Here is a 20,886-nt window from a genome sequence, read left to right as displayed (position 1 = left end):
CCTCCTTTAATTCATCTTCTTTACATCTGAAAAACTAATCTCGACCGGAGTCTCCCGGCCAAATAAATCCACATTAATCGTACAAATCTGTTTTCCGTGATCCATACGCTGGATAACACCGATGGTGTCCTTCCACACACCACCGATTACAACGACGGTATCGCCTTCATCGAAATCTACGACAATGTTGTCTGACTTGATTCCCAGTGGTCTCATTTCAGCGTCAGTGAGTGGTACCGGCTTAGATCCCGGTCCAACAAATCCGGTTACGCCTCTGGTATTTCTTACCACATACCAGGTATCATCATTCATGACCATATTGATAAGCACATATCCCGGGAACATTTTCTTCTGAACCTGCTTTTTCGCACCGTTCTTAAGCTCGACAACATCCTGCATCGGTACTCTGACTTCGAGTATCTGCTCTTCTAAATGCCGGTTCTCGATTGCCTTATCGATGTTCGCTTTGACCTTATTCTCATAACCTGAATAGGTATGAACTACATACCAGTGTGCCTCTGCCATAATCACCTATGCCTCCATTATAAATTCACTAGAAAATTCACACCGTACTGGATGATTGTATCCAGAAGTGTAATTATCAGACCAAGTACAACTGACACAATAACAACTGCTGTTGTCTGACGGGCAAGTGATTCTTTTGTAGGCCAAATGATTTTTTTGAATTCAGCCTTAAGACCGGCGAACCAGCTCTCTTTTACTGCTGTGTTCTTGTTTTCGGTTTCTCCCATTTTGTCACTTCCTTTTCTTTTTGCTCATTGTCACGCATTCACAAATTATTTTGTTTCTTTGTGTAATGTATGAGTCTTGCAGAATCTACAATACTTCTTTGTCTCCATTCTGTCTGGATGAGCTTTCTTGTCTTTTGTCATGTTGTAATTACGCTGCTTGCATTCTGTGCATGCTAATGTAATCTTTGTGCGCACAACTTCCACCTCCATTACTTTCTTTGTGTTTTCTATGCCTATTTTTAGGCATAAAAAAAAGACTTACTTCCAAGCTAGTCTATGATAGCACAAACCACATGGAGCGTCAACTCTTTTTTCACATTCTCTGTAAACTTGTAATCCAGTACATATATTACCACAAAATCTAGCGTTTTTGCAACATTTTTTGTATATCTTGTAGATGACTTTTTCTTATTTTTATGCTATATTAGATATGTATAAATGGATTTTACTATACCCCGGCATTAAGAAGATGCACATTTCATGGAAGAAAGGAGGGGGTTATTTATGGCATCTGCTATTCTTGATAATATGTATAACTATTATCTTACAACTTATGGCAAGTCTACCGTTTCCCGGTATGATTCCCACAAGAAGAGTGAGTTGCGCTCTGTTTACAATAATATTGTAAAAATCAATAAAGAATCCCCTCTTTACAAAATAAAAGATTCTGCTGATGCACAGAAGTTTGCTATCGATATCAAAGAGCATGCCCGTGATTTAAAAAATGTCATTGCTTCTTTATCCACCGGTGACAGTCTTGCAGAGGCTTTTCAGAAAAAAATTGCCGTTTCTGATCAGGATGATATTGTTGATGCAGATTATATTGGAAACGGAGATTCCGGCGAGAATACCAACAGCTTTCAGATGGAAATCAAGAAGCTTGCTTCTCCGCAGTTAAACTACGGTAATTACTTAAAGGATGACCAGCTTGCTTTTAAACCAGGCAGTTATTCCTTTGATCTGAATACCAGCAGTGCTTCCTATGAGTTCCAGTTCAATGTAAATCCGGATGATACCAACCGGAGTGTCCAGGATAAGCTGGCAAAGCTTTTCAATACTGCCAGCATTGGCATTCATGCAGATGTTAAAGAAGATGACTCCGGCCACAGTGCCCTGGTCTTAACTTCCAGACAGACCGGTCTTAAGGATGACGAAGATTTTCTGTTCCAGATTCTGCCGGGAACTTCCAACGAATCCATACAGGCAATGGATAAGCTTGGTATTAACAAGGTTACGGATGCAGCTTCCAATTCCGTTTTTCTGTTAAACGGTACGGAACACAGTTCCTATTCCAATACGTTTACCATCAACAATACTTTTGAAGTACACCTGAAAGCGGTCAGCCCGGAAGGCAGACCTGCTACCCTTGGTTTTAAAGCAAATGTGGATGCCGTTGCCGATAATATTCAGGAACTGGTGGATTCCTATAATTCCATGGTGGATACCGCTAATGAATACCGCGAGTCGCAGCCGACCAGCCAGAAGCTGCTTTCTGATATGAGCGGTGTTGCACAGCATTTTAAAAATGATTTTGAAGCCATCGGACTTATTATAAATTCTGATTCTACTATTTCCGTTGACCGGGATTTACTGGCGGACGCTGTCGAATCGGATGATGCCGCCGAGAGTTTCCATGTATTAAACCGCTTTAAGAATGCCTTAAGTGCAAAAGCCAACCAGGCTTCCTTAAATCCGATGCAGTACGTGGACAAAGTAATTGTTGCTTACAAGAACCCGGGCAAGAATTTTGCCACACCTTATATTACGTCTATGTACTCTGGTTTGATGCTGGATAAATATTTATAAGACCTGACTTTTACATGTGGAAAAAATCAGGTCTTATTTTTTTGCCGCCGGTAGCAGGTTATGTTCTTTATTTTGCGAAGCTGGTGCTTTGTGTATACAATTCATCCGGACAGATATCCTGACCTTCCGGCCATACAACAGTATATCCATCTGTTCTTACCCTTCTAAAGTAATCCGGGTTCTCCAATTTTCCATACCACGAGCCTTTTATATATGGTTTAACATCAAACCGCTTTCTTTCTCCATTATCAAATTCAACATCAAGAATATAACCTTCTTCCGCCCGAACGCTTGTAGCCGTTGGTCTAAGCATCTTCATATCCTCCTTGTTCTGTTCCATTATTTTAATGGAGCTATCCGGAAATAGCCTTCTCCCTCACTTAGCATTTTCCAATTGGCATATAATTCATCTTCATGGATTGTCATCCATGCCAATAGCATTTTTAACTGCCGATTAGGGAACTTGCCTTCCAATACTTCTCCATTCAGCGAAACTATAATTTCCTCTTCTCCATACAACGCATGAATATGTGGTTTACTATGTTTTCCACCTTTTTCACTCTGCATGCGTACAATAATTCCATAAAACATTGATAATGCGGGCATTTCATTCTTCCTCCTATGCAATTTTTCACAGGAGTTTTCTAAAAAAATCCTGCTTTTTTTGTGAGTTTAAAGCATGAATTTTTCAAGAAATATAAGATGTGTTCATTGATTCTATGAAATGAGGCATTATACGGATTCCTTTTTGCGTATTGCCAAAATTATGAAAAAATATGCTTCGTAGCTATTGTAACATAACCGTCGAAGCATATACAATACAAGTTTCTAAAAACACTGTAAAGCGTCTCTAATTTTTTTATAAATCCACTATCTTCTACTCCTCCCCAATCTTTTCCAATATAAACTTCAGACGTTTCCGATAGCTGCAGCAGTTCTTCACTTTCTCATAACCATTCTTTGCTATCTGCTGCCGTTCTTCCTCATGGGTAAGATAGTAGCTGCATTTTTCTACCAGTTCTGCTTCGGATTCAAAGCAAGCCAAATCTTTTCCAATTTCAAAATAATCCGGTAATTCTGCCTGATAATTGGTCAACAGGAATCCACCTGCACCAAGTACATCAAAAATCCGTAGAGGCAGCCCGCTCTTGATATTCGGAATCGTAAAATTAAGATTGATTTTCGAATAGTGGAATACCTTCGGCATCTCCGACCAATAATCTACTGAGCCGCAATTCTTTACCCGAAGCAAAGTATCTCCGCCTGTATTTGTATAAAGGTTTACCGGGAATTTAGCCACCAGTGCCAGCAATGCACGCTGCCTCTGCAAAGAAGCAGTTTTAAATCCAAGCACCGTTGTTGCAAATACCAGCCCCAGATCAGAAAAAGAATCCTTCGATTTCTTCAGTTCAAAATATTCCGATACACGCTCTAAGACATCTGCAGTCAACATCGGTTCGATTATATTGCCGCCGCTGATATTAAGCTGTGCCTCCATGACAGCATCAAAATAACCCCGCAAATATTCCGGGAATCTTGTTTCCAGTTCATCATAGCTGTTCTTCTCATATAAATTTCCTACAAAAGAAATCCCGCCTGCAAAATCCCGCACCGAATGTTTTGAGGCATTCCCACTATCTGTTTCTGCTAACTGCATTTTATCCATAGTATCCTGTGCAAATAGCTCATCCAGCCGGTTCGTATCCACTGCCAGCGGCAGATGCCAGATATGTTTTACGCCCATTCCCTTGAATTCCAGATAATTGATCTTATCAAAGAGAAAGAAATAATTGCAGTCCAAGAATACATTCTTGTGATACATACTAAGCAGCGGGCTGTCACAGCTCCAGGATACATACTTTATCCCCATCTGCTGGCATACTCCGGAAATCACTGCAAAATAATTCACCGTAAAGACAAAGTCATAGTTTTTCTTCTGCAAGATGCCATGCAAACGTGCCGCAAACACTTCATCCTCATCATAGCTTTCCAGTTCCTGCTCAATTACATCCACCTGATGTCCCATGGATTGGAATGTTGCAATGATGTCTATGTAGTTGTAGGAATTCCAGCGGTAAACCAAAATATTCATGGGATGGCTCCTTTGCTATCTTATAGTCTTCCTTCTCTGATAATTCTTACTGTATGTGCCGTACCTTCTTCTCCACCAAAAAGTCCCTGCCAGCCCAGCAACTCCAGCTTTTCCCCATTCAGGCTGGAATTATCCATGGGATTAAATGCCTGTCGCTCTTCCTCTTTTGGGATTTGAAACTGCACCTGAACCCCTGCTTCCTTTGCAAATTGCTCTGCCAGCTCTTTTATAGACATAATGGAATTTCTATTTGAAATATTATATGCCTGTTCCTTTTCGCCTTTTAAAAGCAATAATAAAATTGCCGATGCACAATCCAGTGTGTAACAATAGGACCTTATCTGCGTGCCATTACTTTTCATAATAAGATTTTTGCCATCTGCTGCATCATATGCAAACATAGAAGACACACGATTATCTGCTCTCCGTGCTGTAGGTCCGTAAATATGCCCCGGACGGGCAATTGTAACATGAAGATTATATTCTTTTGCATAACTGATGCACATTGTCTCTGCTGCACGTTTTCCCATCGAATAAGAAGATCTTGGATTTAATAAATCTATATATCCATATTCCGACTCTTCCAATGGATTTTCACCTGCATGTTTTCCATACACTTCACTGGAAGAGATAAATACCATCCTCTGAATCTTCTGTTTCACTCCATACTTTAACATCTGATCTGTGCCATATAATGCTACCTGCATCGTTTCTACCGGACTTTGAGTAAACATTTTCGGATAGGCAATTCCCGCGCCATGAATAATATAGTCTACTGGACATTCAAAGTTTATTTTTTCAGATGCTTCATATGGCACAATATGGAACCAGGCTGCTTTTTCATAAGGCTTAAATTTTTCTTCTATCTGTTTCTCATTTCTACCGGCTGCATATAGTTCAACCGGCACATTTCTATCCTTGTTGTACCAGATTAATAAATCTGCAATCGCAGCACCAATCAATCCAGTTGCACCAGTCAGCAATACCTTTTTTCCTTCTAACGCCTTTAAGATATCATTGGCTGACTCAATTGTTTTTTGCAAATCTTTCCGATATGTCTCGCTGTTATATCTGCTCATTTTGCCTTCCTACTTTAACCACTCTGACCGTTTTGCCAGCAGCAGTGCCTTAAATATATCAACATCATCCACTGTTGTAATTTTTATATTCTTCTCTGAGCCCATGGAAAAATGCACCTGTTTTCCCAGTTCTATCATCAATGTACAGGAAGCCACCGAATTAGTTATTCCTGCTTTTTCTGCTTCTCGATGCAATTGGCAGATATCCCCTAATTTAAATCCATGCGGAGTTTGTGTCCGCTTTAATTTTTCCCTTGGATAACTTCCCGTAGATACCATGCCATCTTCTGTTTCAAGCATTGCCTCTGCACATGGAATAACCGGAATTGCATTTCCGAACTGTTTTGTCTTCACAATGCAATCTAATATAATATCTGCCGATACCATTGGTCTGTTCGCATCATGTATCAATATAATATCATCTTTCTCATATTCTTTTTCCAATGCATAAATTCCATTTCGGATAGATGCCTGTCCGCAGTCTCCACCCGGGAAAATATGTTGTAATTTAGTTATATTAAATTGTCTGGCATATGCTTCTAATACATGTTCCCATCCTTCCAGACACACTACCGCAATAACATCTATTTCAACATGTTTCTGAAATGCCTCTAATGTATATACAATAACAGGTTTTTCATTTACCGTAAGAAACTGCTTCGGAATATCCTGTTTCATTCTTGTACCTGCACCACCTGCAATCAATAATGCAATATTCATTTGTTTTCCTCCCTCACATAATAACCCAGTCGATTTAATTCTTCTTTTGAGAAAATATCTTCCGGCTCTAGCAGTTGAATTTTGGATACACTTAAATGTGCCTTTCGTTCTTCTTTTGGAGGAAGTTTCCTGTAATCTCCATATAATTCCCTCAGATAATTATCATATTCCTTAAACACCCGGAAAGAATATCCTTCAAATTGCATATCCATCATTTCATCAAAGCACTCTGCCGGCATACCATATTTTCCATGCGGATAAGGATATGTCATATGACTGACCAATGTTGTCCTTTTCCTGTTACACCTTCCGGCAATTCGATTCCGCCAGGAAAATATGGTATCTCTTGGAACTACACGATATAAACAGCCAAACCACTTCCTTTTCAATCCGGAAGAAGCTGCCTTCATCCCCAATTCAGAATACAACAGTTTACGAATTACATAGCATGCCATATAATGCAGCCTTCTTAAAATATATCCATCCGGAACATTATCAACTACAAATATGTCAAGAAAAATTCCTCTTGTGCTCTGCATATGTTCCTGTCCCAGCCGGACAAATTCTGTTCCCTTACGCCGCAGCTTTGCATAGCCCCAGCGATAGTTCTTATCTGTCCGGTATTCCTGCAAAGTAAAACGTTTCTGATCCAGTTCTCTTTTACACGCTTTATAAAATCTCTGATATTCTTTTCTTCGCATAATGACATCTACATCATCATCCCATGGAATAAATCCTCCATGACGCACTGCCCCAAGCAGGCTTCCTCCGTCCAGCGAATATGCAATCTGATATTTCCGGCAGATACGGTCTACTTCTATCAGCATCTCCAATAAATCCAACTGCAACTTACGCAGTTCCTGATCCGATAATATGATTTCAGTGTTGTTCTGTTCTACTGTATCTTTCTTACGACCGTTCAACTTCAAGAAATGCCTCCCAAAACTGTTTCATGTATTTTTTTGCTCCGGTGGAAATCCGTATCCATCCACTCAATACACCCTTCTTATAATCCCGAATCCAGATTCCTTTTTCTTTTAATTCTGCCACAACCTCTGCCGATGGTTTTACCGGCTTCACCAGAATATAGTTCCCCTCTCTGGCATAACAGATATATTTTTTCTTTTCCAGTTTCTTTAACAGCCATTGTCTGCCTTTCCGCTCCGTTTTTTTCAGTTTCTTTTCCAAATCACTGTCCCGGATTACTTCTAACGCAAACAGAATCGCAACATTATTTACATTAAAAGTTGACTCCGCATTTTCAATATAGGAAATAAGTTGCTCACATCCCGCAACATATCCGATTCGAAGTCCTGCCATGGAAAATAGTTTGGAAAATGTCCGAAGCACCATAAGATTGTCATATTTTTTAACCAAAGAAATAGCACTCTTTTTATAAAAATAATGATAGGCTTCATCAATCACTACGAACGCCCCCATCTCTTGCGCTTTTCTTATAATTTCTTCTATTTCATTGTCCTTATATACCGTTCCAATCGGGCTGTTGGGATTCAGCAATACAACAATATTGGTCTGAGTGTCTATTTCTTTACAAATGTCATTTACATCAACCGTAAAATCATCGTGATATTCTACCATCACATGCTGCATTCCAAACATTTTGGCATATACATCATACATTTCAAAGGTCGGTGCAACTGTAACAACTTTCCCACCTGCTTTTGCAAAACATTGGAATATCAGCCGCATTGCCTCATCTGACCCCGCCGTTACAGAAATATTTTCACAAAGCAATGCATCATGTTTCGCAATTGCTTCCATAAGTCTATCTTTCTGTGGATATGTTGCAAGATACTCCGGTGTAATTTTTTCCATCACCCGCCGAAATACTTTTTCCGGAAGTCCGCCCGGATTTTCATTCATATCCAGTCGAAGTACACCTTCCCGGTTATCATGAAATTTTACTCTGTATAAATCCTTAATATTTTCATTGATGTAATACATATGTATTTCCTCATTAAATTACATATTTTCCAGTTCATTACGAACATATTCCAATGACAGCAGTTTTTCCTTTACCTGCTCTACATTCAGAATCGTGGTATTATCCGATGTAAATTCTTCTAATTTTGCTTTCTCTACCTGACCCTTTTCATAGTACTGTTCGTAATTTAAATCTCTGTTATCCGCCGGAACACGATAGAAATTTCCAAGGTCAAATGCATGCATACATTCTTCTCTGGTCAAAAGAGTTTCATACTTTTTCTCGCCATGTCTTGTTCCGATATAATGAATTTCATTGGTATCATGGAAAAGTTCTCTTACGGCCTGTGCCAGAACTCCGATTGTACATGCCGGAGCCTTCTGCACCATAATGTCTCCAGGCTTTGCATTTTCAAACGCAAACATTACCAAATCCACAGCCTCATCCAAGCTCATTAAAAAACGTGTCATTTCAGGGTCTGTAACTGTAATCGGCTTTCCGCTCTTTATCTGATCGATAAACAGTGGAATAACAGAACCTCTGGAGCACATTACATTACCATAACGGGTTCCGCAGATTGTAGTCACATCTGTTGTTCTTGATTTTGCCACAAAAACACGTTCCATCATCGCCTTACTGATACCCATCGCATTAATCGGATATGCAGCCTTATCAGTAGAAAGACAAATTACCTTCTGCACATCCGCCTGAATTGCTGCTGTTAATACATTATCTGTACCAATTATATTGGTTCGAACCGCTTCCATCGGGAAAAATTCGCAGGACGGAACCTGTTTTAATGCAGCTGCACTAAATATGAAATCTACACCATGCATTGCATCCTGTACGCTTCGTATGTCACGAACATCTCCAATGTAGAATTTAATTTTTGTATTATTATACAACTTTCTCATATCATCCTGTTTTTTTTCATCTCGTGAAAAAATACGGATTTCTTTGATATCGGTATCTAAAAATCTTTTCAGAACTGCATTTCCAAAAGAACCAGTTCCACCTGTAATCATCAATGTTTTGTCTGTAAAGAATCCCATCTATCTAATCCTCCTGTTTCTTAGCTGCTCTGCTGTCTCTTTTGCAATATAAAGTGTATTTTCTATCGTAGACATATAATGAACATAGCCTTTTTTCTCCATCATCTGTGAAAATTCAGCTTCCCGTCCCCATACTTCTACGCAAATCAGCTTTACTCGAAAACGATCTGTATCTAAAGCTTCCAATATTTCAAAGTCCATGCTTTCTGTATCAATGTCAATAATATCCGGGGCTTTGGTACAGTTTTCTTCCAGAATACGATTGATATTCATTACCGGAACATCCTTATAATTGTCTGCAAATCCTTCTCGTTCTGCAACCTCCTGGTTAAATGTATTATAACCTTTCAAGCTGGACTGATGATTCATATAATAGCGGAGAATTCCACCTTCGTCACCACTGGCTCCCGCCTCAACAATTTTATTCTTTGGTCGATATATCTGTGCCAGTTCACACATATTTCCATTCGGCTCTATTAATATGCCATTGGTATAACCTTTTTCATATAGAAGATAAGTATTATTTCTGACTACCGGATGGCAAACCCCGATGTCAACATATAGTGGATCCTTTATTCCCAGTGCCTCTATCAATTGTGTAAAAATAATATCTTCATTTGCAGTTGCATAAGAATGTAAATACGGTGCCTGTGGACAGTCAATTAACCGGGATGCAATAAAATCATACTCTTTGAGGTATTTTTCTATTTCCGGCATTATCTCCAGTTCAATATTCGGATATATAATAAAGCAGACCTTTTTTCCGACAAAATTCTTTAATATTTCCTGGGATTCCATCTTTATGCCACAGCGGATTTTCCCCCAGTTCTCTTTGGCTGCATCAATCATATAATCCAATTGATACAGGCTTAAATTATATCGTCTGTCATATTCATCCCTTCCGGCACCCCAGCCAACCAGATAGTCATAGGAAGTTCTCAATTCATTTATGTTAGTTTTACAGGTGTATCTCATGTGCTATTTCCTCCAGACCTTATCGTCAATAATGCGTGTATAGCTCTGAACAATTCTTATTACAGTTGAAGAAACATTTACGGCTTCATAATCCGGAACTGCTTCTCCAAAATCTCCCAGTTCAGCCATTCTCACAGCCATATCAACAGACTGTAACAAAGATTCTTCTGTAATCCCACCAATTACAAAACAGCCCTTGTCCAATGCTTCCGGCCGTTCGGTAGAAGTGCGGATACATACTGCCGGGAAATGACTGACCGCCGATTCTTCCGGCATAGTTCCACTATCTGATACCACACAAAAAGCATGTTTCATCAACGCACTATAATCGGTAAAATTAAATGGCGGCATTTTCCTTACCAGTGGATGGAACTGATAATTACGCTGTTCTACAAATTTGGCACTTCTTGGATGCAAAGAATAAATAACCGGCATCTGATATTTTTCTGCCATCTTATTTACCGCATTCATCAGACTTTCAAAATGTTTCTCATTATCAATATTTTCTTCTCTGTGTGCTGAAAGAACAATATAATTCCTTTCTGTCAGTCCAAGAGTGGTCAGCACATTGCTTTCCTCGATTTCTTTCTGATGTGCCAGAATCACCTCTTTCATCGGAGAACCGGTTACATAAATATGTTCTTTTCGAATTCCTTCTGAAATCAGATATCTTCTTGCATGTTCTGTATATGGAAGATTGACATCCGAAATATGATCTACAATACGTCGGTTGGTTTCCTCCGGAAGATTCTCATCAAAGCATCTGTTTCCCGCTTCCATATGAAAAATCGGAACCTTTAAACGTTTTGCAGAAATTGCAGTCAATGCGGAATTGGTATCCCCCAGTATCAGCAATGCATCCGGTTTTACCTTCTGCATCAGTTCATAGGATTTTGCAATAATATTTCCCATCGTTTCTCCCAGATTGTCTCCAACTACATTCAGATAATAATCCGGCTTTCTTAATTTTAAATCATCATAAAAAATATCATTTAACCTTGCGTCATAATTCTGACCGGTATGCACAAATATATGTTCAAAATACAAATCTGCTTTCTTTATAATTTCTGATAATCGAATCAATTCAGGTCTTGTTCCGGCAATTGTCATCACTTTCAATTTTTTCATTATGCTATACTCCTTTATACTGTTGATAAAGCTGTGGATGTTTCTGTATCCATTCTGCCATTTCTTTTACCATCTTTTCATAAGACGGTACTTCAAAAATTTCATCCTGCGTATTAACCAATGACTTATTATTAACAATACTACAATTTTCTTTTATTTCAATCTTCTTTTCTCTGCAATATTGATTAAACAATCCCAATAATGCATACTTACTGATCTCTTCATTATTTACCAGATGGTAAAGTCCTTTTTGATTCTTCTTTCCATCTGCTTCAATTGCTTTTGCCAGCTGTAAGGTTGTAACACCGGACCAGATTACATTTTTATATCCGCTCACAGAATTTCTCTGCAACATAAACCAGTGAAAAAGTCCGATTCCATTTTCCTTTAATTCCGGTCCTACAATCGAAGTCCTGATTGTAAGATTGCGGTTATCACAAACTTCTCCCAATGCCTTAGAACGTCCATAATAGGATGTTGCATCCGGCAGATCTTCTTCTGTATACTTTCCTTTTGTACCTTCAAAGACACAATCTGTACTGATATGTATCAGCTTACTTTTTGTATTCTCTAACTTTTCTGCCAGAAAATGTGGGAATACGCTATTTAAATAAATTCCATCCGAAAGTTTCTTATCTACTGCTGTATTCAATACTCCAATACAATTTACCACCACATCAAAATCATCAGCTGTAATTGCATCCAAAAGCTCGTCTTTCCTGCAGGCATCACCTATGATTGTCTTACATATCGCACTTTCTTTTTTTGCAAACCCTGTTACATCATGTTTTTGTTCCAGCAGGTACTGTGCCACCATATGTCCTGCCATTCCATTCACTCCAAGGATTAAATATTTCACGTCAGTCTTCCTCCGATGCATCCATTATTTCATTACAAACATAATCAAAAATTCCTTTTCCAGCACTTCCATCATTCCGTGCAAAAGTATCCAGTACCGCATTTTTTCTCTGCTTTGCATAAATGTCTTTCTTATTTCTTACCAAATCTGCAAAATAAGAAAATCCAAACAGTGAAGAACGGTAAATATATTCTTTTTCTCCTTTACATTCCAGAATTTGAGACACCAGTTCTTCTGTATGCTGCGTCTGAAAACGTTCTTTTTTCAGACTGTTATCTTTCGTATCCAGCACATAGAAATCCGCAAGCATAAATGGTGGAAAATATATTTTATCTTCTACTGCAACCGCCTCTGAAAATGGCTGTTCATGCTGTCTTAAATATTCTATCACTTCAATATGGTCTATATCAATTCGAGTTGGTTTTCCATTTTTCTCTATTTTAATAAAATATGGGACATTTCTTGGTATCAGCCATAAATTCTCTTTCTGCAGTACCATCCGATAAAACAGAAATGTCTTATCCTTGTCTTCCATTGGTATAAATTCATCATATTCAATCTTATTTAACTGCCTAAAATCCTTACTACATTGCAGCAAATATTGTCCATCTGCTGGAAGTATCCACAGCTTATCATCCCAGAATATGCACTGCATGAATCCACCATCTATTTTTTCCAGTTTATGACTGATAACCTCTTCTCTCGTAATTTCCAATATCCGGTTTTCTGTCCGTATCGGAATATACAACTTTTCATTATTGATACAGCTTTGACCATAATAAAAGCTTCTCTGGTTATCGTTATCTTCCGGAAGCGCTCTTTTCTTTATTTCTTCTGTCTCAAGATTTAAAACAAGCACCGGATCTCCAGAAAAAAGTGGTGTAATTACCAATTTATTCTCCTGTCTTATTGCTGAAACACATTTTAAATCATCTTCTTTTTTGTAATAGTTTAGAAGATAATGTACTTCTTTTGTTTTTTTATCAACAACTGCGATATGTCTGGCAAAATTTGGCAGCATGAATATCTTCTCTTCTGTAGAAACCACATAACCATATGCATTTTCCTGCATACGATTTTCTTCTAAAATACTTCGTATATATTGTACCGTTTTCGTCTTCCGGTTGATTGCAAACAATGTATTACAGGCTCTTCCCGATCCATAACAGACTTCCTGCTCCAATTCCGTCAAATTCGCACAAGAGAACTGCTCTGCCGGTGTCACTTTAAGATTATCAACATCAGAATCCAGAAGATAAACCGGCTTTCCTGTGACTTTATACAAAGTCAGCAAAGAACCTCCATCGCCAAAGTATGCATCACTTAACGCTATTGCACAATGCATGTCCGGTGTATCATCATAAATCACATTCTCTATTTTTTTGAATTGCCGGATAACTGCTTCATATTTCTCATATATTTTCCGGTTCATTGCCAGTGCAGTGCTCTCACTTAATGGATGCGGTCTCCAAATCAGCACGATATCCTTGTGCTCTTCAAAGAACTCTGCAACCTTTCGCAAAAAAGTAAATGCTCCTGTCTTTTCATTGATAATCCGTGACACATGCGTATTCAAAAGAAATACTGTTTTTGTTCCAATTACTTTCTCCCACTGCATCGGAACTGTCACTCCATTTCTTCCTTTCAGAATCTTATCTATCTTCGGTGAACCCAAAGCAACCACTTTATCTGCCCCGACATATTTTGCATAGATTTTTCTCAGTTTTTCAGACTGTACGAAAATCTTCCATGCATTTCTTACACCCGGCACAATACAATACGTCTCATTAAAACTGTTTTCATTTACGACATCATAGGGAACATAACACAAATGGCTGGTATATTTTATTAATTCACTGCTGTAAAACTGTTCCTCAACTCTGGTTACCCGGTTATATCCATCATAAGGATTATGTATAAAGATTACATCCGGTCGTTCCTCTTTAAGCTTATATTGATATGCATCTACAATGGGTAATCCTTCCGGGAATCGATTTCCTTCATATACTGCTGTTTTCTTTCCATCCTCCAAAAGGTAATAAGGAACTGGCATTACAGACACCCTACACTTTGAATTTTGTACGGCAGCCAAATATATGCTTTCCATAGAATCCCACATAGCTGCTTTATATGGCAGAAACAATATTTCATATTTTCTATACAGCAGATGCTTTACATAATAATCTTCTGCCTGCTCCAGCTTTTTTCCTGCTTTTTTATTTTCCACTGCTGCCTGAAGTCTGTTGTTTTTTTTCATGCTCTGAAACATCTGATATACAAGCTCACAATACTCTTCCAACATTCTGATAAAAGGTGCTGTCTGTCCCATATTCTGTTCCACATAATTTCCCAGTTCAATGATTGTGCCCTGATTTTCTTCCAACAGGGCAAAGACTTCTTTCTCTGGCAGACTTTCCAATATATTATGCTGTTTTCGTATATTTTCAAGAATAGACTGTACTTTTTTTCTCTCAGACTGTTTCATAAATGCCTCCATATAACCACTATTCTATCTGCTCTGCAACCTTCACTTTATTACAGTTTGCCTCTGACCAGCCTGCACATTTTTTACAAAAATCCACATAACCTTTTGTAGTATATTTCAGTAGAAATTCAAGTAACTCCGTTTTTCGGACTTCTGAATAATCTTTAAGGTCAAAGTAATCATTTTCTGTTTCTTCTATAATTCCTGCCTTCGCTGCAAAATGTGCAAAATTGCAGGAGTACAATCTTTCATTTTCCAGGCAGTTCCACGGGCTGCCACAATTATCAAAATAGTTTTCCAGTTGTAAATCAGTCATATCACTATGTTCTGTATGTTCCACATCCAGACTGAACCATTCCGGAACATAATTGTCAATCCACTCAATGCCATATTTTTCCAGTTTTTCTACTGTTTGTGTATAGGTTTCCCTTAACTGAGGTACATTCTCACGATAATCATCCAAATAAACCTTTATACGATGTTCTTTCATCAACCGGCATAGTTCATCACCCGGTACAATACTTCCATTAATTACAGTTTCTATACTTTCAATCCTGTTTCTGTAATTTTCATCCAGATAAACCAGTGTCCTTCCCAAATCTTTATTCAGCAAAGGCTCTCCCCCGGAAACCTGAAACCTTGGAGTATAATCAATCCACCGAAACAGCGTATCAATATCTCTTTTTACAAAGGTAAAATCATGTATAATATGCTTTTTAAAATATGGTGAAAAATTCAAACAATCCTTGCATTTTAAATTGCATACTGTACTTGGAATCATACAAACAGAAGAAATCATTAACTTATCGGCTGCAAAAAAAGCATATTGCTGATAGGTATAAAAATCCAGAAAGTCTTCGATATAAAAACAATCGAGAGCCTTTATATATCCTGCCGTTCTAAGCAGCCTCATAACCTGCTCAGCAGCCTTTTTTTCCATAGCAACAATAATAATATGTTCCTCATCTACTTTTTGAAGAATCTTTTCCGGTGCAATTACCTGCTCTCCCAGATAACCATTCTGTTGTTTTTCTACGTTGCGGTCTATAAAACCATCTATATTTCCAAGCCAATTGATTCTATGATACAAATCAGCTCCATAGATTCCTGCTCCGTAAATATATATTTTAGTTTTCTCTCCATAGATTGATTTTACATGGTCTAACTGATGTCCCCGGTTTGTCCATTTCATTACAATTACTCCTTTGCTTTCTGAATAGCTGCATCTTCCAGATTCGGATTAATGGATGTCCAGCCTGCACATTTTTTACAGAATTCTACATATCCCTTTTCATTGTATCGTAATCGGAATTCTAATAATGCTTTTTTGTCTACCTCGCCTGTTAATACAAAGTAATTGTCTTCATCATCCGGTAAAATCCCTGCCTTTGCTGCATAATGTGCATAATTACAGCCTGTTATCTTCTTCTTGCGAAGTGTTGACCACGGATTACCACATCTTTCATAGAAACTTTCCAGTTTCTCTTCTGAATCTTCTTCATGGCTTGAATTTTCAGAATACATACGAATCCACTTTTCTGCATAATTATAAATAACAGAAATTTCTTCCTGATTAAGTTTATTTTTTACACGTTCATACAATGCTTCTCCATTTGGAAGGGTCTTTCTGTAATCATCTAAAAATACCGTTACCTTGCATTTCTTTAAGATCCGGCAAAGTTCATCAGATGGTACAATTGTTCCATTCGTCACTGTCTCAAGGCGAATCACTTTATCTTTATAATTCTCATAAATGTATTCCAATACATGTCCCAGCTCTTTATAAAGAAATGGCTCGCCACCACTAATCTGAAGACGATAAATTAAATCCACCTGTCCAAAAAAGGCATCAATATCTGCTTTTACTTCTTCCAGACTGTCCACAATATGTTTCTTAATATATGGGTTAAAATTCAGACAGCTTCTGCAGTTCAAATCACAAACGGTACTTGGAATAATATTTTCCGATGTGAAAAACAGCTTATTCTTCACATACATAAAATAGATGGGAAGATATGTATAAAGGAAATAACTATAATCGTAAATATCTTCTTCCTTTATTTCATGTTCCAGTAAACCTTTTTTTATCTCTGCAGCTCCGGATGGTGTTGCACAGATTACTACAAAGTAATTCTCTTTCTCCTTCTTCCAGAGTTCTTCCGGAGACATTACACGATATCCTCTTTTTCCTTCCTGCTGTTTTTTTTCATCTCTGTCTACCAGCCATAGTTTCCAGCTGTCTTTACATTCAGAACCCTCATACACATTCAGAATATCCTCTGCATAATCTCCTGCGCCATATATAATCATTGTTTTCTTATCCTTTAACTGATAGCCGATGCTTTCAAATTCTCTTCCCTTATGCTTCCACTTCATGCTCATGTTTCAAATTCTCCTTTAATACTGATTTTAATGGTTCACAATAGAATAATTTTTTGTATATCTCTGAATATTTTTTTATGTATTTTATGTTGTTTTTTTTCAGTTGAAGTTTTATCTCATCTTCTGCCAGTGCAGACACAATAACCGCTGTATGTTCCTGATGTTTCACCAGATAATCCATTCCATAGCATGGAATACCACAGATTCTTGTGTTCCATTTTTTCTCATCATTATCAATATAAGAATGTACCAAAAATCCTCTCAACTGTAATTCATTCAGCATTCTTTTCCCATAATCCCCTGCGCCAAACAAACATATTCTATCTACCCCTTTATCCTTCCATTCCGGGAACAGGAGATTCATATCTCCTTTTCCATCTGACATTATTTCATCCTCTACAAATGCCAGCAGCTTATCCTTAAGATATCCCAGTATGGTATCCGCCTTCGGACTCTGTTTCAACAAAACATATAATCTGTAATAAAAGTTAAATACACTTCCACACATATTTATCTTTTCATCATCTGTCAGCCATTCACAGAAATTTTCAAACATTTTATTATATTCCGGTCTGTGACATGCCAAAGTCTGGCTGCCCTGCTCTCCATGAATTCTTCCCACAAAAAGACTCTCCGGCACAAATACAGATTTCTGTCCCCTCATTACATGAAACAAAAATACAGAATCCTGTGTTGCAATCAGTTCCGGATCGTATAAGCCAACTCTTTCAAAATGACTTTTATGTATCAGGATACTGCATCCATGAATACACAGGAAAACTGGTGCAAAATTACTGTTCGTCAGTTGCTGCATATCATATTGTTTCAGCCAGTCCACACTGGTTTTTTCTCCTGTTGTCATATTTAAAAAATCAAAATTAGAATGAGCAATTGCTGTCTTATCTCCGGATTTTTCAATGGCTTCTATCTGTTTTTCTATTTTCTGCGGATAATAATAATCATCATGAGACAACCAGGAAAAATACTCACCCTTCATCTCCTTTATTCCTCTGTTTACCGCGGTTGCTACTCCACCATTTTCTTTTTTGATATAGCGGATTCTATCCCCATAGGATAATGCAATTTTCTCAGTGGCTCCATTATCATTTGAACCATCATTTACAACAATTACCTCGCAATTCGGATAAGTCTGATTTAATGCGCTATCAATTGCCTCCTTCATATAATTTGCTCCGTTATAAACCGGAATCACAATTGACACTATTGGCTTTTCCACTTTTTCTGCCTCCTGACCTAACTTCTTTCTTTTTGCTTTGCAGGTGATACAATATGATCATTAATATCGACATAACCGCTGCATCTTTTACAGAATTCCACATATCCCTTTTCATTATAGCCCATACGGAATTCCATCAGTTCTTTCATTCGGCTTCTGTCATATTTTTTCAAATCAAATACTTCATCTTCCTGTTCTTCCATAAATCCTGCTACAACTGCATAACTGGCATAATTACAACTGTATATTTTTTCACCGCGCAGCTCCTGCCACGGAACATGACATCCTTCAAACCACTTCTGCAGGCGCAGTTCACTCCAGTCACTATGGTCTGTTGTCATCGGTGCAAGATCAATCCAGTTGTCAACCTTGTTTATTTCATATACGATTCCATATTCTTTAAACAGCTTCTGAATCTCCTGAAATCTCTCTTCCGATGCCGGAACAGCCTCCCTATAATCATCTAAGGTAACATCCACATTATATTTTCTACAGGCTTCCAGTATCTCCTTTTTCGGCAAAACAGTTCCGTTTGTTACTGTTCGCAGGAAATGAACTTTATGTCTGTAATTTTCTCCGATATACTCTATCAACTGTGCCAGATGCGGATATAAGAATGGCTCTCCACCGCTGATATGGAATAGCATAATATAATCCACACACCGGAAAAACATATCTACATCTGCCTTCACAATCTCCCAGGAACGAACCATCGGCTCTTTCATATATGGTGTAAAATTCAGACATGCTTCACAATTTAAATTACATTTTGTGCTCGGCAGAAAAGAAATGGATGGAATATACAATTCTTCTCTCTGATATGCAAAATAAACGGACATGAAGATTTCCATTGTAAAAAAGTCCTGATTATAAACATATCCACTGGTCATCAGCTGCTGTATTAGCGGCTTTCTGGTATAAGGTGATACTGTTATAATAATTCCGGCATTTTCATTATCAATTTCCTCTAAATCAAATACACGTTTTCCTAGATAATGCTCTTTTTGTTTTTCCGGGTTGTTATCAATAAAACCTGCAACCGAAAGCTTATCTTCTAATTCCTGATAAACTGCTTCTCCATATTCACCAGCTCCGAATAAATAGAATTTATCCTTTTTTTCTATATTCTGATAAACTGTATCAAATTCGTGTCCTTTATTTGTCCACTTCATACTTTCACCTGTTTCCTGCTTCTATCTGTTAATATTCCATCAATCTCCTGCCGGATTATGATATTGGTAAAGCCAAGCTTTTGCAATTGTTCCAGCGCACTCTGGCAATTTCTGAGAGCCACTACAACCATAATATTATCCTTATCATCAAGTACCGTTTCCGGTAATTGACAAGGCAATCCATCTATTATCTTCTGATTCTTTTCTGTGCTATTATCTAAAAACAGTTCTGCCTCTATTCCCCTCTTCAGAAGTTCATAATGCATTCTTACCCCATACTGTCCTGCACCAAATATCACAATTCTTTTCCGGTTCTTCTGAAGTTTTTCCGCTAATATCTTGCGGTTTCTATTGTCAGAATCATTCGGACTGCATTCGGCAAGCATTTTTTCTATCACAGAAATATCTCCACCGTAACTCTTTATAAAAGCTGTCATGCGTACAAGAAAACGCCATGGTGAACCGAATACACGTTCCATTTCTGCCAAACTCATTTTCTTTATCAGTCTTATATACAGTGCACATGTCTCCGCATAATAAGACGGTATGGTTCTTGAGCCTGCTGCTGCATGTTCTCTTACCCGAAACAGTGCTTCCGGAACAAAACAGGATTTACGATTTCTTAACATACGAAACCAGAGTTCTATGTCCTGTACCGTATAAATCGTTTCATCAAAACAGCCTGCCCGGGTAAAATTGTCCCGATGTATCAGCGCTCCGCAGGCATGTATCTGTAACTGTAATACACTGAATACAGAATTGGTAATCTGTTCTAACGTGTAATATTTATGAAAATTTGTCGTAGTAAGGCTCCCGGATGCCATATCATAAAAATCATATTCACATTGCACTACTGTTGTCTTATCCGCAAGCGACTGTACTGCCTGCATTTCCTTTTCTATCTTCTCCGGATAATATAAATCATCATGTGACAGCCAGGAAAAATATTCTCCCTTCATATTTCTAATTCCCATATTCAGTGCGCTCGCCACACCACCATTTTCTTTCTTCAGGTAACGTATCTTATCTCCATAAGACAATGCAATTGCTTCTGTTTTTCCATCATCCTTTGAGCCATCATTTACAACCAGTATCTCAATATTACGGTACGTCTGATTTAACGCACTATCAACTGCTTCTTTTAAATAATTGCCCCCATTATAAACAGGAATTACAATTGATACCAAAGGCAGTTTACTCAT

Annotated in this window: 21 protein-coding genes; 1 reads left to right on the top strand and 20 read right to left on the bottom strand. The window is 38.0% G+C overall.

Annotation, left to right across the window (positions count from 1 at the left end):
* Window positions 1-6: 6 nt before the first annotated feature.
* From nusG to rpmG, 3 genes are read right to left on the bottom strand one after another with little or no spacing between them, the layout of a single operon-like run.
* Window positions 7-525 carry a transcription termination/antitermination protein NusG gene (nusG, locus tag DXB39_RS06595; RefSeq protein WP_022242924.1) on the bottom strand — a complete coding sequence of 173 codons (519 nt, stop codon included), beginning with the start codon at window positions 523-525 and terminating at the stop codon, window positions 7-9.
* Between the two features lie 17 nt (window positions 526-542).
* Window positions 543-752, bottom strand: a complete 210-nt coding sequence (gene secE, locus DXB39_RS06590; RefSeq protein WP_022242923.1) for a preprotein translocase subunit SecE — start codon at window positions 750-752, stop codon at window positions 543-545.
* Between the two features lie 45 nt (window positions 753-797).
* The gene (rpmG, locus tag DXB39_RS06585; protein ID WP_117697288.1) at window positions 798-947 is read right to left on the bottom strand and encodes a 50S ribosomal protein L33; all 150 of its coding nucleotides are present in this window, start codon (window positions 945-947) and stop codon (window positions 798-800) included.
* A 309-nt stretch (window positions 948-1,256) separates the two neighbouring features.
* On the opposite strand from rpmG, the gene fliD reads away from it, so the two are divergent.
* Window positions 1,257-2,558, top strand: coding sequence for a flagellar filament capping protein FliD (gene fliD / locus DXB39_RS06580; RefSeq protein ID WP_117841464.1), 1,302 nt, complete (start codon window positions 1,257-1,259; stop codon window positions 2,556-2,558).
* Between the two features lie 67 nt (window positions 2,559-2,625).
* Here the strand turns inward: fliD and DXB39_RS06575 are convergent, their stop codons facing one another.
* From DXB39_RS06575 to DXB39_RS06495, 17 genes are all read right to left on the bottom strand, one after another.
* The gene (locus DXB39_RS06575) at window positions 2,626-2,871 is read right to left on the bottom strand and encodes a DUF2442 domain-containing protein (RefSeq protein ID WP_022242921.1); all 246 of its coding nucleotides are present in this window, start codon (window positions 2,869-2,871) and stop codon (window positions 2,626-2,628) included.
* Window positions 2,872-2,897: 26 nt separating this feature from the next.
* Window positions 2,898-3,164, bottom strand: coding sequence for a DUF4160 domain-containing protein (locus DXB39_RS06570; RefSeq protein WP_117841465.1), 267 nt, complete (start codon window positions 3,162-3,164; stop codon window positions 2,898-2,900).
* A gap of 271 nt (window positions 3,165-3,435) precedes the next feature.
* Entirely contained in the window at window positions 3,436-4,650 is a 1,215-nt protein-coding gene (locus DXB39_RS06565; protein ID WP_117841466.1) for a CgeB family protein, read from the bottom strand.
* Window positions 4,651-4,670: 20 nt separating this feature from the next.
* On the bottom strand, window positions 4,671-5,729 hold the full coding sequence (locus DXB39_RS06560; protein WP_117841467.1) for an NAD-dependent epimerase/dehydratase family protein: 1,059 nt from the start codon (window positions 5,727-5,729) through the stop codon (window positions 4,671-4,673).
* Window positions 5,730-5,738: 9 nt separating this feature from the next.
* Complete coding sequence (locus DXB39_RS06555) at window positions 5,739-6,449, bottom strand: IspD/TarI family cytidylyltransferase (protein ID WP_117841468.1); 711 nt, start codon at window positions 6,447-6,449, stop codon at window positions 5,739-5,741.
* On the bottom strand, window positions 6,446-7,378 hold the full coding sequence (locus DXB39_RS06550; protein WP_199534951.1) for a LicD family protein: 933 nt from the start codon (window positions 7,376-7,378) through the stop codon (window positions 6,446-6,448). The genes DXB39_RS06555 and DXB39_RS06550 overlap by 4 nt, the downstream gene beginning before the upstream one ends.
* A complete protein-coding gene (locus DXB39_RS06545; RefSeq protein WP_117841469.1) occupies window positions 7,359-8,414 on the bottom strand; it encodes a pyridoxal phosphate-dependent aminotransferase in 1,056 nt (351 codons plus the stop codon). The genes DXB39_RS06550 and DXB39_RS06545 overlap by 20 nt, the downstream gene beginning before the upstream one ends.
* Before the next feature lie 18 nt (window positions 8,415-8,432).
* The gene (locus tag DXB39_RS06540) at window positions 8,433-9,446 is read right to left on the bottom strand and encodes a polysaccharide biosynthesis protein (RefSeq protein WP_117841470.1); all 1,014 of its coding nucleotides are present in this window, start codon (window positions 9,444-9,446) and stop codon (window positions 8,433-8,435) included.
* Window positions 9,447-10,421 (bottom strand): FkbM family methyltransferase, encoded by a 975-nt coding sequence (locus DXB39_RS06535; RefSeq protein ID WP_117841471.1) that lies wholly within the window; start codon window positions 10,419-10,421, stop codon window positions 9,447-9,449.
* Between the two features lie 3 nt (window positions 10,422-10,424).
* Window positions 10,425-11,549, bottom strand: a complete 1,125-nt coding sequence (gene wecB / locus DXB39_RS06530) for a non-hydrolyzing UDP-N-acetylglucosamine 2-epimerase (RefSeq protein WP_117841472.1) — start codon at window positions 11,547-11,549, stop codon at window positions 10,425-10,427.
* Window positions 11,550-11,553: 4 nt separating this feature from the next.
* Window positions 11,554-12,408 (bottom strand): dTDP-4-dehydrorhamnose reductase family protein, encoded by an 855-nt coding sequence (locus tag DXB39_RS06525; protein WP_117841473.1) that lies wholly within the window; start codon window positions 12,406-12,408, stop codon window positions 11,554-11,556.
* Between the two features lies 1 nt (window position 12,409).
* Window positions 12,410-14,893, bottom strand: a complete 2,484-nt coding sequence (locus DXB39_RS06520) for a hypothetical protein (protein ID WP_117841474.1) — start codon at window positions 14,891-14,893, stop codon at window positions 12,410-12,412.
* 19 nt (window positions 14,894-14,912) lie between these two features.
* On the bottom strand, window positions 14,913-16,085 hold the full coding sequence (locus tag DXB39_RS06515; RefSeq protein WP_117841475.1) for a radical SAM protein: 1,173 nt from the start codon (window positions 16,083-16,085) through the stop codon (window positions 14,913-14,915).
* A gap of 5 nt (window positions 16,086-16,090) precedes the next feature.
* Window positions 16,091-17,275 (bottom strand): radical SAM protein, encoded by a 1,185-nt coding sequence (locus DXB39_RS06510; RefSeq protein WP_117841476.1) that lies wholly within the window; start codon window positions 17,273-17,275, stop codon window positions 16,091-16,093.
* Window positions 17,253-18,512, bottom strand: a complete 1,260-nt coding sequence (locus DXB39_RS06505) for a glycosyltransferase (protein ID WP_117841477.1) — start codon at window positions 18,510-18,512, stop codon at window positions 17,253-17,255. The genes DXB39_RS06510 and DXB39_RS06505 overlap by 23 nt, the downstream gene beginning before the upstream one ends.
* Window positions 18,513-18,529: 17 nt before the next feature.
* Entirely contained in the window at window positions 18,530-19,684 is a 1,155-nt protein-coding gene (locus tag DXB39_RS06500; RefSeq protein WP_117841478.1) for a radical SAM protein, read from the bottom strand.
* Window positions 19,681-20,886 (bottom strand): glycosyltransferase family 2 protein, encoded by a 1,206-nt coding sequence (locus DXB39_RS06495; protein WP_158565971.1) that lies wholly within the window; start codon window positions 20,884-20,886, stop codon window positions 19,681-19,683. Before DXB39_RS06495 ends, DXB39_RS06500 begins: the two co-directional genes overlap by 4 nt.

Source organism: Roseburia sp. OM03-7AC (genome assembly GCF_003462625.1).
Lineage (GTDB): Bacteria > Bacillota > Clostridia > Lachnospirales > Lachnospiraceae > Roseburia_C > Roseburia_C amylophila.
The sequence above is the reverse complement of the archived record's forward strand: the minus strand, read 5'-3'. Positions and strand labels throughout refer to the sequence as shown.